A 14,076-nucleotide genomic window follows, 5' to 3' on the forward strand; every position below is an offset into this window, starting at 1 on the left:
GAACGCACCTCGCCCGAATCGGCGTATTTAAGGAGTCTGTGTCCTGGGGGAAATCAGCAAGTGCCGGTTATTTGAACACATGCTATGGCTCGTGGCCAAGCGAACATAACGCGACAAATGTTGGTTCGCGTGACTCCTGAGGATAGAACCTGGCGCTCCACGCCGGAAGCATCCCCGGCACGAAATAAACCTTTAACAGAATAAATGTCCACTTATGGGCGTTTAGCGCGTTCCAATCGGGTAACACGGTTGACGCTCCCCGATCTCTTGACAGTCACGGCGTTGAGAATCTCGCCATTGGCGACATATGTTGAGCGACGTCAAGCGAGGAGGCGAGTGTGGGAGTTTCTCCCGACAACGCGGCAATCACCGTTGCGGGCCTGTGGAAGATCTTCGGCTCCAAACCACAGAAAGTGCTGGACAGCGAGGACAGACACCTCGAACCCGCCGCGCTGAGGGAGAAGACCGGCTGCACCGCCGCCGTCCGTGACGTCAGCTTCGAGGTACGCCCCGGCGAGGTCTTCGTCGTCATGGGCCTGTCCGGCAGCGGCAAGTCCACCCTCGTCCGCTGCCTGACCAGGCTCATCGAGCCGAGCGCCGGCGAGATCAGGATCGGTGGCGAGGACATCAGGGCCGCCTCCCCCGCCCGCCTCCGCGAGATCCGCCGCCACCAGGTCAGCATGGTCTTCCAGCACTTCGGCCTGCTGCCGCACCGCAAGGTCATCGACAACGTCGCGTACGGGCTGGAGATCCAGGGCACCGCCAAGCAGGCCAGGCACGCGCGGGCGGCGGAGATCCTCACGCTCGTCGGCCTCGACGGCTACGCCGACGCCTACCCCGACCAGCTCTCCGGCGGCATGCAGCAGCGGGTGGGCCTGGCCAGGGCGCTGGCCGTGGAGCCCGAGGTGATGCTGTTCGACGAGCCGTTCAGCGCGCTCGACCCGCTGATCAGGCGCGACATGCAGGCCGAGGTCATCCGGCTGCACCGGGAAGTCGGCAAGACGATGGTGTTCATCACGCACGACCTGTCCGAGGCGCTCAAGCTGGGCGAACGCATCGCGATCATGCGGGGCGGCTCGATCGTGCAGCTCGGCACGGCCGAGGAGCTGGTGGGCGCGCCGGCCGACGACTACGTGGCCGACTTCGTGCGCGACGTGCCCAGGAGTCACGTGCTGACCCTGCGCTGGATCAGCCGCGACCCCGAGCCGGGCGAGCCGCTCGACGGGCCCTCGTTACCGGCCACCACCGTGATCAGGGACGCCATCGGCGTGGCCTCCTCCTCGTCCCGGCCGATCAGGGTGGTGGACGGCGACGAGCTGGTGGGCGTGGTGGACCGGGTGGACCTGCTCGCCTTCCTGTCGGGACAGGCCGCCGCATGAGCAGCACGGCCGTGCCGTCGCCCTCCCGGCTCGCGGGGTTGCCGAGGTGGGCGGCGCCGGCTGGGGTGGCGGTGCTGTTCGTGGCGGCGTACCTGGTCTTCCAGGGCACGGGGACGCTGCCGCACGACAAGGAGGCGCCGCAGTTCCTGGCCGTCACGGAGCTGCGCGAGTGGATCGACGACCACCGCAACGACAACCCGCTCTTCCTGTACTTCCTCAACTACGTCCGGCTCTTCGTGGGCTCCCTCTACACGCTGTTCGAGACCGTCCTGTACGCGCTCGGCTGGCCCGGCATCACCGGCGTCATGGGCGCGCTGGCCTGGCTCGCGGGCGGCTGGCGGATCGCGCTGCTGGCGGTCGGGGGCGTGAGCGCGTTCGGCGCGCTGGGGCTGTGGGAGTCGAGCGTGGACACGCTGGCCCTGGTCGCGGTGGCGGTGCTGCTGTCGCTGGCGATCGGGATCCCGGTCGGCGTCTGGGCCGGGCTCTCCGCCCGCGTGCGCCGCACGATCACCCCGGTGCTGGACGTCATGCAGATCATGCCGACGTTCGCGTACCTGGCGCCGCTCGCCCTGTTCTTCCACATCGGGGCGCCCGCCGGGGCCATCGCGACGATGATCTACTCGATCCCGCCGGCCATCCGCATCACGGCCCTGGCCATCTCGGAGGTCTCCCCCACGGCGGTCGAGGCGTCCGCCTCGCTGGGCGCCACGCGGCGGCAGACGCTGTTCAAGGTCTACCTGCCGCTGGCCAGGTCCACGATGGCGCTGGCGATCAACCAGACGATCATGATGGCGCTGTCCATGGTCGTCATCGCGAACCTCATCTCGGCGCCCGGGCTGGGCGGCGACATCATCCGCGGCCTGTCCAGGGCGCAGGTCGGCATCATGCTGCCGGCCGGCGTCGCCGTCGTGATCATGGCGGTGGTGCTCGACCGGATGATGATGGCGGTGGCGCGCCGCGACCCGCACGCCAGGCTGCGGCGGGCCGACCTCGCCGGAGCGGGCGTGCTGGCCGTCGCCGGGCTGGCGCTCATCCCCGTCCTGCCCAGGCTCTGGCCGGAGAGCCTCACGATCAACCTGGTCACCGAGGTCAACGACGTCGTGCGGTGGGCCGAGGACAACTGGTTCACGGTGACCGCGTGGATCAAGGACACGACCTCCCACCTCCTGCTCAACCCGCTGGAGTCGCTGCTCACCTCGGCGCCGTGGTGGCTGGTCGCGCTGGCCGTGCTGGCCGTCGCCTGGCGCGTCAGCGGCGTGCGTCCCGCGCTCACCGCGCTGGCCTGCCTGCTGGCGATCGCGCTGCTCGGCGTGTGGGAGCACACCATGCAGACGATGAGCACGGTCGCCGTCGCGGTGCTGGTCACGCTCGTCATCGGCCTGCTGCTGGGGGTGGCCGCCGCCCGCTCGCCGCGCTACTCGGCCGTCCAGCGGCCCCTGCTCGACGCCGCGCAGACCATGCCCGCGTTCGTGTACCTGCTGCCCGCGCTGGCGCTGTTCGAGACGACCAGGTTCACCGCGATCTTCGCCTCCGTCATCTACGCGGTGCCGCCGGTGGTGCGCCTGGTCGAGGACGGCATCAAGGCCGTGCCCGCCACGGTCGTGGAGGCGGCCGTCTCCGCCGGGTCCACCCCGGGCCAGCTCCTGTGGAAGGTGCAGCTCCCGATGGCCAGGCAGGCCATCCTGCTGGCGGCCAACCAGGGCATCGTGATGACGCTGGCCATGGTGGTCGTCGGCGGCCTGGTCGGGGCGGGGGCCCTCGGCTACGACGTGGTCACGGGGTTCTCCCAGCGCACCGACTTCGGCATGGGCTTCGTCGCGGGCGTCGCGACCGTGCTCCTCGGAGTCATGCTCGACCGCATCACGCAGGGCGCCGACAGGCGTCCTTCCCCCCGAAAGAGGAAGTTCACATGAAGATTCGCCTGCTCGCAGGCCTCGTCGCGCTTGGACTCGCCGCCGTGGGCTGTGGCGGGGCCACGGTCGACACCAGCACATCCGGCACCTCCGCCCCCGCCTCCGGGTCCACCGCCTCCGCGTCGGGCTCCGCCGGCACCGTGAAGATCGCGATCAACCCCTGGGTGGGGTACGAGGCCAGCGCGAACGTCGTGGCGTACCTGCTGGAGAACGAGCTAGGCTACACCGTCGAACTGCCCGAGATCAAGGAGCAGCTCGCCTGGGAGGGCTTCGAGACCGGCGACGTGGACGTCATCATCGAGAACTGGGGTCACCCCGACCTGAAGAAGCAGTTCATCGACGAGAAGAAGGTCGCGCAGGTGGCGGGCTCCACCGGCAACAAGGGCGTCATCGGCTGGTACATCCCCAAGTGGATGGCCGACGAGCACCCCGACATCACCGACTACAAGAACCTCAACAAGTACGCCGACCTGTTCAAGACCTCCGAGTCGGGCGACAAGGGCCAGCTCCTGTTCGGCGACCCGTCGTACGTCAGCAACGAGGAAGCCCTGATCAAGAACCTCAAGCTGAACTACAAGGTCGTCGTCGGCGGCAGCGAGGCGGCCCTGATCAAGGGCGCCCAGCAGGCGCAGGAGCAGAAGAAGCCGCTGCTGTTCTACTTCTGGGACCCGCACTGGCTGTTCAGCAAGACCGACCTGGTCCGGGTCAACCTGCCCGCCTACACCGAGGGCTGCGACGCCGACCCCAAGAAGGTGGCCTGCGACTACCCGGAGATGGACCTCGACAAGATCGTGAGCACGAAGTTCGCGCAGACCGGCGGCAAGGCGTACGAGCTGGTCAAGAACTTCAGCTGGACCAACGAGGACCAGAACGCCGTCGCCGACGACATGACCAACAACGGCATGACCGGCGAGGAGGCCGCCAAGAAGTGGGTGGAGGCCAACACCGCCAAGTGGCAGGCCTGGATCCCGAAGTGATCCCCTCCCCACCGCGGCCCCGCCCGGCGGGGCCGCGCGCCAAGACGCTCCCGGGGATGCTCGTCGTGACCCTGCTCCTGGCGGCCTGCTCCAGCGGCGAGCCGGAGTCCACGGCCCAGGCCAAGGGCACGGTCAACATCGACATCCACGCCTGGGTCGGGTACGAGGCCCAGGCCGCCGTGCTGGCGTACCTGCTGGAGCAGGAGCTCGGCTACAAGGTCAACAAGCGGGCCGTGAAAGAGGACCAGTCCTGGCGGGATTTCGAGACCGGCAAGGTCGATGTGATCGTCGAAAGCTGGGGTCACAACGACTGGAAGAAGGAGTACATCGAAGAGAAGAAGGTGGCGCTGTCGGCCGGGCTCACCGGCAACAAAGGGGTGATCGGCTGGTACGTGCCGGAGTGGATGGCCAAAAAGTACCCCGACATTACGGACTACCGAAACCTCAATAAGTACGCCCCTCTCTTCCGGACCGAAAAAACCGGAAATGCCGGACAAGTCCTGGACGGTGATCCGACATTCGTGACGAATGACGAGGCCCTCGTCAAGAACCTCAAGCTCAATTACAAGGTCATCTACTCGGGCAGCGAGGCCGCGCTGATCAAAGCGGCCCAGGCGGCGACGAAGAATCGGACACCGCTGCTCATGTATTTCTACGAACCGCAATGGCTGTTCACCAAGGTCAGGCTCGTCAAGGTGGCGCTCCCGGCCTACGCCGTGGGCTGCGACGACGATCCGGCCAAGGTGGCCTGCGACTACCCGCCGTACCTGCTGGACAAGATCGTCAGCCGGCGGTTCGCGGAGCGGGGCGGGCAGGCGTACGAGCTGGTGCGCAACTTCACCTGGACCAACGACGACCAGAACGCCGTGGCCAGCGACATGATCAACGAGAAGATGAGCGCCGAGGACGCCGCCGAGCGGTGGGTGGCGGAGAACAAGATCGTGTGGAAGGACTGGATCCCCCGTTGAGGTTCGACTTCGTCATCGTGGGCGGCGGCTCGGCCGGCTGTGCCCTGGCCAACCGGCTGAGCGCCGATCCTTCGACGTCGGTGCTGGTGCTGGAGGCGGGCCGGCCCGACTACCCGTGGGACGTGTTCATCCACATGCCGGCGGCGCTGATGTTCCCGATCGGCAGCCGGTTCTACGACTGGAAGTACGAGTCGGAGCCCGAGCCGCACATGGACGGCCGGCGCGTCTACCACGCCCGCGGCAAGGTCCTGGGCGGCTCCAGCAGCATCAACGGCATGATCTTCCAGCGCGGCAACCCGCTCGACTACGAGCGCTGGGCCGCCGATCCCGGCATGAAGCACTGGGACTACGCGCACTGCCTGCCCTACTTCAAGCGCATGGAGGACTGCCTGGCCGACCCGGGCACCGCCTTCCGCGGCGGTGAAGGACCGCTCAAGCTGGAGCGCGGGCCCGCGCGCGGGCCGCTGTTCGAGGCGTTCTTCGAGGCGGTCCAGCAGGCCGGTCACCCGCTGACCGACGACGTCAACGGCTACCGCCAGGAGGGCTTCGCCGCCTTCGACCGCACCATCCACCGCGGCCGCCGCCTCAGCGCCGCCCGCGCCTACCTCCACCCCGTACGCCGCCGCCCCAACCTGAAGGTCAGGACCCGGGCCTTGGTGGAGAAGGTGCTCTTCGACGGCGCCCGCGCGGTCGGCGTGATCTGCGACGGCCGGCGCGTCGACGCCGGGGAGGTCATCCTCTGCGGCGGCGCCATCAACACCCCGCAACTCCTCCAGCTCTCCGGCGTGGGCCCGCGCGCGCTCCTGGAGCCCCTGGGCATCGACGTCGTGCACGACCTGCCGGGCGTCGGCGAGAACCTCCAGGACCATCTGGAGGTCTACGTCCAGCACGCCTGCACGCGGCCGGTCTCCCAGCAGCCCTCCCTGGCCATGTGGCGCCGCCCCTTCATCGGCGCGAACTGGCTCTTCCTGCGCCGCGGCCCGGGTGCCACCAACCACTTCGAGGCCGGGGGCTTCATCCGCTCCAACGACGACGTGGCGTACCCGAACCTGATGTTCCACTTCCTGCCGATCGCCGTCCGCTACGACGGCTCCGCCCCGGCGGGCGGGCACGGCTACCAGGTGCACATCGGGCCGATGTACTCCGACGCCCGCGGCTCGGTCCGCGTCACCTCCGCCGACCCGCGCCGCAAGCCCGCGCTCCGCTTCAACTACCTGTCCACCGAGCAGGACCGCCGGGAGTGGGTGGAGGCGATCAGGCACGCCAGGCGGATCCTGTCGCAGCCGGCGTGGGCCGGCCTGGACGGGGGCGAGCTCTCACCCGGCCCGTCGGTCCAGACGGACGAGGAGATCCTGGCCTGGGTCGCCAGGGACGGCGAGACCGCACTCCACCCGTCGTGCACCTGCAAGATGGGCACCGGCGAGACGGCCGTGGTGGATCCGGACACGATGCGGGTGCACGGCCTCGACGGGCTGCGCGTGGTGGACGCGTCGGCGATGCCGTACGTGACGAACGGCAACATCTACGCGCCGGTCATGATGCTCGCCGAGAAGTCCGCCGACCTCATCCTCGGCAACACCCCGCTGCCTCCTGAGCCGGTGGAGTTCTACCGGCACCGGTGACCCGCTCAGCGGTCCAGGCGCTGGTAGAGCCGTACCGAGAGCACGAAGAACACGACCGTGATCACCGCCGGCCACACCACCGCCATCAGGACCGCGTGCTGGGCCACCCACGAGTCACCGCCCCACCCCGGGTTCCCGAACAGCTCCCTGGCCGCCGCCACCGTGGACGACAGCGGGTTCCACTCCGACAGCGCCCCCAGCCAGCCCGGCATGGTGGAGGGTGCCACGAAGGCGTTGGACAGGAAGCCGATCGGGAACTCCAGGGTCTGGATCGCCACCACGCCGCCCGGGTCCCTGGTCAGCAGGCCCAGGTAGATCCCGGCCCACAGCAGGGAGAAGCGCAGGAGCAGCAGCAGGCCCACCGCGCCGAGCGCGCCGGAGAGCGTGGCCGGGCGCCAGCCGACCGCCAGGCCGCAGGCCAGCAGGCCGGCCAGGACGAGGACCGAGTTGAGCAGGTCGGCGATCGCGCGGCCGATGAGGACGGCCGACGGGGCCATGGGCATGGAGCGGAAGCGGTCGGTGACGCCCTTGGAGGCGTCGGTGGTGACGGCGACCATGGTGGCGCTCAGGCCGAACAGCATCGTCATGCCGTACATGCCGGGCATGAGGAAGGCGAAGTAGTCCGCGCCCTCGGGCACCCGTACCGCGCCGCCGAACAGGTAGCCGAAGGCGAGGGTGATGATGACGGGGAAGACGATCCCGAACACCACCGTCATGGGCTGGTTCGCCCAGTGGATCAGGTCGCGGCGGGCGACCGTCCAGCCGTCCGCCAGCGCCCAGCGCAGCCGCGTGAGCGGGCCTTCCGTCAAGGTCACCGCGGTCATCGGGAGCCACCTCCGGCATCGGTCAGGTTGAGGAAGACTTCGTCGAGGGTCGGGCGGCGCACCGCCACGTCCTCGGCCTCGATCCCGGCCGCCGCCAGGGCGGCCAGGACCTCCGTGAGCGCCTGCACGCGCTCGCTCACCGGCGCGCTCACGTGCCGGGTGTCGCGATCGACCTCGGCGGGCCCCGACGCCACCCGGCCGATGATCTCGGCGGCCGACGTCAGCAGCTCCGGGTCGTGGACGACCACGTCGAGCCGGTCGCCGCCGAGCTTGGCCTTGAGCTCGTCCGGGGTGCCCTCGGCCACCACCTGGCCGGCGTCGATGACCGAGATGCGGTCCGCGAGCTGGTCGGCCTCCTCCAGGTACTGGGTGGTCAGCAGCACCGTGGTGCCGCCGGAGACCAGCTCGCGCACCGCGCGCCAGATCTCCGCCCGGCTGCGCGGGTCGAGGCCCGTCGTCGGCTCGTCGAGGAAGAGCACGGGCGGCGCCAGGATCAGGCCGGCCGCCAGGTCGAGCCGGCGGCGCATGCCTCCCGAGTACTCCTTGGCCGGCCCCTGGTGCTCCAGGCCGAACTGCTCCAGCAGCTCGGCCGCCCGCGCGCGGGCCTCGGCCGCGCTCAGGTGGTAGAGGCGGCCGAACAGCTCCAGGTTCTGCCGCCCTGTCAGCAGCTCGTCCACCGCCGCGTGCTGGCCGACCAGGCCGATGGTGCGGCGCACCTGGCGGGGCTGGGTGGTCACGTCGAACCCGGCCACCTCCGCGCGCCCGCCCGACGGCCGCAGCAGCGTGGTCAGGATGCGCACGGTCGTCGTCTTGCCCGCCCCGTTGGGGCCGAGCAGGCCGTGGACCGTGCCGCGGCGCACGTCCAGATCGATGCCGTCCAGCGCCGCCTGCTCGCCGTACGTCTTGCGCAATCCCTGCGCGAGTACCGCTGTCATGGTGTCACCCTCTCGAATCGTACGCCGTACCGTACAGAATACGGGCCACGATGGCAACCGTACGGTGTACCGTACAAAGGTGACAGTTGAGTACTCGGGGAAGGGCGACCCCGCCCGCAGCCTCGCGCTGCTCTGGCGCACCAGCGAGCGCGCCAGCCGCAAGGGCAAGCCGGAGCTGAGCGTGGACCGCATCGTGCGCGCCGCCATCGAGGTGGCCGACGCCGAAGGGTTGCAGGCGCTGTCCATGCGCCGCGTGGCCGAGCGGCTCGGGGTCGGGACGATGTCGCTCTACACGTACGTGCCGGGCAAGCCGGAGCTGTTCGACGTGATGCTCGACGCGGTCTACGGCGAGACCGCCAGGCCGGACGACGTGCCGGGCGGCTGGCGGGGCAGGCTGGAGCAGATCGCCAGGGAGAACTGGGCGCTCTACCTGCGCCATCCGTGGCTGCTGCAGGTGGCGGCCAACCGGCCGGTGCTCGGGCCCAACGTCACGGCCAAGTACGACTACGAGCTGCGCGCGGTCGACGGCATCGGCCTGTCGGACCTGGAGATGGACTCGGTGATCGCGCTGATCACCGGCTTCGTGCACGGCACCGCCAGGGGCGCGGTGGAGGCCGCGCAGGCGGAGCGCATGACGGGGATCAGCGACGAGCAGTGGTGGGCCGCGCACGCGCCCTTCCTCAGCCGGATCGCCGACGCCGCCCGCTATCCCACGGCCTCCCGCGTCGGGCAGGCCGCGGGCGAGGCGCTCAACGCGGCCTACAGCCCGGAGCACGCCTTCGAGTTCGGGCTGCAGCGCGTGCTCGACGGCATCGAGGCCCTGGTCGACAGGCGCCGCAAGGACTCCTCGGCCTGACGACGCCCGCGCGCGGGCAAGCAGCCCCCGGCCCGGCGACGCTCGGCCGCATCGCCGCGGAGCTGGAGGCCCGCTTCGCCTACCAGGAGGAGCAGCGGTGCTCGACTCCCTGGAGGAGGCGCCCTGGAGGAGGCGCCCTGGGCGGCGAGCTAGTGGACGGCGGTGGCGCGCAGGCGTACGACGTGCTCGACCAGCGAGATCAGCGTCGACTTGACCGACTCGCGGTTACGGGCGTCCGTACGCACGATCGGCACGTGCGGCGACAGCGCGAGCGCCTCCCTGACCTCGTCGTCGGAGTGCGGGAACTGCCCGTCCCAGCCGTTCACCCCGATGACGAACGGCAGCTTGGCCTCTTCGAAGTAGTCGATCGCCGGGAAGCTGTCGGCCAGGCGGCGGGTGTCGAGCAGCACCACCGCGCCGATCGCACCCCGCACCAGGTCGTCCCACATGAACCAGAACCGGTGCTGACCGGGCGTGCCGAACAGGTACAGGATCAGGTCACGGTCGAGCGACAGCCTGCCGAAGTCCATCGCCACGGTCGTGGTCTGCTTGTGCGGAGTCAGACCGAGGTCGTCGATGCCCGCGGACGCGTCGGTCATGACCGCTTCCGTGGTGAGCGGGAGGATCTCGGACACCGCCCCCACGAACGTCGTCTTCCCGACGCCGAAGCCACCGGCGACGACGATCTTCGTCGACGTGAGCCCGGCGCTAGAGCCTGCGTAGTCCACTGAGCACCCTTTCGAGCATGTTGAGGTCTGGCTGTCCCTGGCTGAGGCGTGGCTGGTGCAGACGGACGAGCCCTTCGTCGGACATGTCCGCCACGAGCACCCTGGCCACGCCCAGCGGGACGCGGAGCAGGGCCGAGATCTCGGCGACCGACCGGAACGACCTGCAAAGCTGCATGATGGCCTCCTGCTCGGGGGTGAGCATGGCCATCTCGTCGTCCGGGATCGACATCGACGAGATCAACGTCTCCATCGCGAGGTGATAGCGCGGCTCCGATCTGCCGCCCGTCACCGCGTAAGGACGGAACAGGGGCTCTTCGTCCCCGGTTCCGTCAGCGCCGTACACGGCCCTCTCCCATCAGTTCCATCACATCACCGGGTCCTGGCGGCCTGCAGCTCCGCGCGCAGGGCCGGCGTGAGCGCCTGTCCAGCCCTGTCTACCAGCAACGTCATCTGATACGCCACCAGACCCATGTCACAATCCGGACCCGCCAGAACCGTCAGCACGGAGCCGTCGCTGATCGCCATGACCAGCAGCAGGCCGCGCTGCATCTCCACGACGGTCTGCGTCACCGCACCGCCCTCGAACACCCTGGACGCACCCACGGTCAGGCTCAGCAGACCCGCGGAGACCGCGGCGAGCTGGTCGGCCCGGTCCGGAGGGAAACCCTCCGACGCGGCCAGGCAGAGCCCGTCCGCCGAGACCACGACGGCATGCGCGACTCCGGGCGTGTTGCGTACGAAGTCGGTGATCAGCCAGTCGAACCTGTGCGCCTCGTGGCTAAGGGTTGTCACGCATCCTCCCCGGCGGGACGCTTACTCACTTCGTTCCTCCTGTCCACGTACTTCCTGACGACCCCGTCGGACACCCTGCTGGTAGCTGGCCATCCTGCTGCGCATCCGGTCCGCTGAGACCGGGGGCATCGGTGCCTGCCGCTGCGGCTGCTGTTGCGGCTGCGCGGGCTGGCTCGCCGTGCCCGGCACCAGGTTGGCCTTCGGGGTCCGCTTGGGGAGCCCGGCGGCGGTGATGCCGCCGAGGCTGGGCTCGCTGGCTTTGGCCGCCGCCTGCCATCCGGCATCCGCGGCCGTTCGCCAGGCTTCCTCCCCAGAGGGTACGGCTTGCGCGGGGCCTGACTCACCACCAGGTTCCTCCGCGCCCGCCCGCTGCTGCCCGGCCTCGCCCTGTGGCCTGCGGAACCATGCCGACTCCACCGAGGCGAAGATCGGCAGGAACTCCTCCTGCTCCTGCTCCAGGGGCGACACGTCCACCGACGGCGCCGGCTCCGGCTGCCGTACGTCGTTCGTCGGGTACGCCGGGGGCGGCGTCTGGAACGCACCATTACCAGAGGGGTAGGAAGGCGCGCTCGGGAACGAAGGGTAGGAACCGGGGTCCTGCGCGGCGTGCTGCCTGCGGTAGGAGCCGCCGTCGGTGTCCGCGGTGAAGCCGTTGACGCCCGCCCTGCCGGGGTCGGAGTTGAACTGCCCCGGCCGGGGCATGCCGGGCGTGCTGTCGTACGAGCGCGGTTCGCGCCTGGCGGGGCCGCTGTCGAACGTGCCGCTGTTGAAGGCTCCTGTGCCCTGCGCCGGCGCGCCGCTGCCGAAGGTGCCGGGCCCGTCCGAAGGCGGTCCGGCGTGCCGAGGCCTGCCGTTCTCCGGCGGTCCCTGCCTGGCAGGTCCCGCGTCGAAGGAGTCGAAGCTGGCGAACGACCGGAACGACCCGTTCGGCGCGGACGGCCCGAGAGGCGCCGCGGGCTGGCTGGGCACGGTGCCGCCGCCGAACGCCGGCCGCTGCGGCAGCGGCTGCTGCGTCCCGTCGGCGATCAGCGCGGGCGGCAGCAGCACCATGGCGATCAGGCCGGCGCCCTCGCCCTTGCGCAGCTGCACCCGGATGCCGTGGCGCAGCGCCAGGCGGCCGACCACGAACAGGCCCATGCGCCGGGAGACCGACACGTCGACCACGGGCGGCTCGGCCAGGCGGCGGTTGGCCTCGGCCAGCTCGTCCTCGGTCATGCTGATGCCGGTGTCGCTGACCGACAGCAGCGCGCCGCCGCCCTCGATGAGCGCGCTGGTGACCGTGACCTGGGAGTTGCTCGGGGAGAACTGGATGGCGTTCTCGACCAGCTCGGCGACCAGGTGGACCAGGTCGTTGGCGCAGCTGCCGAGCACGGACGTGGCGCGGTGCACCTTCACCTGGACGCGCTCGTAACCCTCGACCTCCGACAGCGCGGCGCGCACGACGTCGACCAGCTTGGCCGGCTGGCTGCGCCGGCGGGTGGCCTCGTGGCCGGCCAGGACCAGGAGGTTCTCGGAGTTGCGGCGCATGCGGGTGGCCAGGTGGTCGAGCTTGAACAGGTCGGCCAGCCTGCGGCCGTCCTCCTCGCCCTTCTCCAGGCCGTCGATCAGCGAGATCTGCCGCTCGACCAGCGTCTGCGTGCGGCGCGAGAGGTTGACGAACATCGAGCTGATGTTGCTGCGCAGCTCGGCCTCCTCGCCCGCCAGGCGTACGGCCTGCCGGTGCACCTGGTCGAAGGCCCGGGCCACGTCGCCGATCTCGTCGTTGCCCTCGACCTCGATGGGCGCCACGTCGCGCACGCTCGTGTCACCGCTGACGCGCAGCTGGCGCACCACGTCGGGCAGCCGGAAGCCGGCGACCTCCAGCGCCTCGGTACGCAGCCGGCGCAGCGGGCCGACCATGGAGCGGGCGATGGCGACGGTGAGGAGCAGGACGACGATCAGCAGCGCCACGATCAGGGACCCCGCGATGATCGCGTTGCGGGTCTCGGCGGAGCGCAGCTCCTGGCTGCGCAGGCTCACCCGTCCCGCCAGGTCCTTCTCGATGCCCTGCAGCACCTCGATGGAGGCGGTGTTGTTGTTGAACCAGTCCTCGCGTTCCGCCCTGGCGGAGATGAGGTTGTCGGTGATGCGGGCGCCGGGCGCCCGGCCGCTGACCAGCGCGACCGCGCGGGCCTTGGTGAGCTGGACGCTGACGTACTCCTGCTTGGAGGTCAGCCCCTTGGACAGCTTCAGGCCCACGTCGACGCCGGCCTCGGCGCCGACGGAGGCGATGTCGGCCTGCTGGCGGGCGTTGGAGGCGATGAACTGCTCGACGTCCTTGGCGTCCGCGCTGTTGGGGGTGTAGGAGTTCTGGATGAGCTGGACGCGCTGGCGCGACATCTCCTCCTTGGCCGACGCCAGCGCGCTCAGGGCGCGGAACTGGCCGACGATCTGGGAGTCGTCCGTCAGCAGGGCGAGCTCGTCGTGCAGGTTGAGCAGGGTGTCGGTGAGGAAGTTGTACCGGATGGTCTCGGTCTGGCCCTCGGTCCTGATCTTCGACAGGCGGCTCAGGTCGTACCTCGCCTGGGAGGCGGCTCTGACCACGCGCGGGCCGTAGGAGTCGTCCATGGCGTCGAGGTCGGCGCGTACGGTCTTGACCAGCGTGTCGACGGCGGCCTTGCGCTGGGTGTAGTCGGCGGCGAGCTGCTTGCGCATCGCGCGGTTGGCGCCGATCCAGCCTCCGGTGTCACGCTCCAGGCCGAGTGCCTGCACGAGGTCCCGGATGCGGCCTGCCTGCTCCGCCGCCGTGGCGGTGCGGTCGTAGACGTCGATGCTCTGGACCGACTCCACCACTCGTGTTCCCCCGAGCACGACGGCGGCGATGGTGGGCACCAGGATGAGCGCCGTGAGACGCCACCTCACGCGCCAGTTTCTCAGGCCCAGCCGCGACAGCGACCGCTTGCCGCGGTCCTGCCGCACGGCTGGGCCACCGCCCGAATTCCCCGTAGTCACCGCTCCCGCTACCCCTCATTCGTCCCGTCCGCAACGGGTCATAAGCCGTCCACAAAGTATCCGCAGCAACTGACTTAACAGGCATATCGGA

Annotated in this window: 12 protein-coding genes; 6 read left to right on the plus strand and 6 right to left on the minus strand. The window is 69.9% G+C overall.

Translation table 11 applies throughout. The annotated features are described in order from the left end of the window. Positions 1–338 precede the first annotated feature (338 nt). Genes ACBJ32_RS19140 through betA form a run of 5 tightly spaced genes read left to right on the plus strand, consistent with a single transcriptional unit; the run spans position 339 to position 6,859 of the window. On the plus strand, positions 339–1,379 hold the full coding sequence (locus ACBJ32_RS19140; RefSeq protein WP_375127870.1) for a glycine betaine/L-proline ABC transporter ATP-binding protein: 1,041 nt from the start codon (positions 339–341) through the stop codon (positions 1,377–1,379). Further along, on the plus strand, positions 1,376–3,292 hold the full coding sequence (locus ACBJ32_RS19145) for an ABC transporter permease (protein WP_375127871.1): 1,917 nt from the start codon (positions 1,376–1,378) through the stop codon (positions 3,290–3,292). Before ACBJ32_RS19140 ends, ACBJ32_RS19145 begins: the two co-directional genes overlap by 4 nt. Beyond that, complete coding sequence (locus tag ACBJ32_RS19150) at positions 3,289–4,269, plus strand: ABC transporter substrate-binding protein (protein ID WP_375127872.1); 981 nt, start codon at positions 3,289–3,291, stop codon at positions 4,267–4,269. The genes ACBJ32_RS19145 and ACBJ32_RS19150 overlap by 4 nt, the downstream gene beginning before the upstream one ends. Positions 4,270–4,325: 56 nt before the next feature. After that, positions 4,326–5,237 carry an ABC transporter substrate-binding protein gene (locus ACBJ32_RS19155; protein WP_375127873.1) on the plus strand — a complete coding sequence of 304 codons (912 nt, stop codon included), beginning with the start codon at positions 4,326–4,328 and terminating at the stop codon, positions 5,235–5,237. Next, the gene (gene betA, locus ACBJ32_RS19160) at positions 5,234–6,859 is read left to right on the plus strand and encodes a choline dehydrogenase (RefSeq protein ID WP_375127874.1); all 1,626 of its coding nucleotides are present in this window, start codon (positions 5,234–5,236) and stop codon (positions 6,857–6,859) included. Before ACBJ32_RS19155 ends, betA begins: the two co-directional genes overlap by 4 nt. Before the next feature lie 5 nt (positions 6,860–6,864). On the opposite strand, the gene ACBJ32_RS19165 is transcribed toward betA, so the two are convergent. Then, on the minus strand, positions 6,865–7,683 hold the full coding sequence (locus ACBJ32_RS19165; RefSeq protein WP_375127875.1) for an ABC transporter permease: 819 nt from the start codon (positions 7,681–7,683) through the stop codon (positions 6,865–6,867). Next, entirely contained in the window at positions 7,680–8,618 is a 939-nt protein-coding gene (locus ACBJ32_RS19170; protein ID WP_375127876.1) for an ATP-binding cassette domain-containing protein, read from the minus strand. Before ACBJ32_RS19170 ends, ACBJ32_RS19165 begins: the two co-directional genes overlap by 4 nt. 79 nt (positions 8,619–8,697) lie before the next feature. On the opposite strand from ACBJ32_RS19170, the gene ACBJ32_RS19175 reads away from it, so the two are divergent. Beyond that, positions 8,698–9,474 carry a TetR/AcrR family transcriptional regulator gene (locus ACBJ32_RS19175; protein WP_375127877.1) on the plus strand — a complete coding sequence of 259 codons (777 nt, stop codon included), beginning with the start codon at positions 8,698–8,700 and terminating at the stop codon, positions 9,472–9,474. Between the two features lie 149 nt (positions 9,475–9,623). Here the strand turns inward: ACBJ32_RS19175 and ACBJ32_RS19180 are convergent, their stop codons facing one another. The 4 genes from ACBJ32_RS19180 to ACBJ32_RS19195 are packed head-to-tail and all read right to left on the minus strand — an operon-like array spanning position 9,624 to position 13,895. Next, the gene (locus ACBJ32_RS19180; RefSeq protein WP_357875554.1) at positions 9,624–10,202 is read right to left on the minus strand and encodes an ATP/GTP-binding protein; all 579 of its coding nucleotides are present in this window, start codon (positions 10,200–10,202) and stop codon (positions 9,624–9,626) included. Further along, positions 10,183–10,545: a DUF742 domain-containing protein gene (locus tag ACBJ32_RS19185; protein ID WP_148435086.1), complete on the minus strand. Its 363-nt coding sequence runs from the start codon at positions 10,543–10,545 to the stop codon at positions 10,183–10,185. The genes ACBJ32_RS19180 and ACBJ32_RS19185 overlap by 20 nt, the downstream gene beginning before the upstream one ends. A 26-nt stretch (positions 10,546–10,571) precedes the next feature. Then, the gene (locus ACBJ32_RS19190) at positions 10,572–10,994 is read right to left on the minus strand and encodes a roadblock/LC7 domain-containing protein (RefSeq protein WP_043616017.1); all 423 of its coding nucleotides are present in this window, start codon (positions 10,992–10,994) and stop codon (positions 10,572–10,574) included. Positions 10,995–11,015: 21 nt separating this feature from the next. Continuing rightward, positions 11,016–13,895, minus strand: a complete 2,880-nt coding sequence (locus tag ACBJ32_RS19195) for a nitrate- and nitrite sensing domain-containing protein (RefSeq protein WP_375127878.1) — start codon at positions 13,893–13,895, stop codon at positions 11,016–11,018. Positions 13,896–14,076: the final 181 nt, after the last annotated feature.

The organism is Nonomuraea sp. GTA35, from assembly GCF_041950525.1.
Classification (GTDB): Bacteria; Actinomycetota; Actinomycetes; order Streptosporangiales; family Streptosporangiaceae; genus Nonomuraea.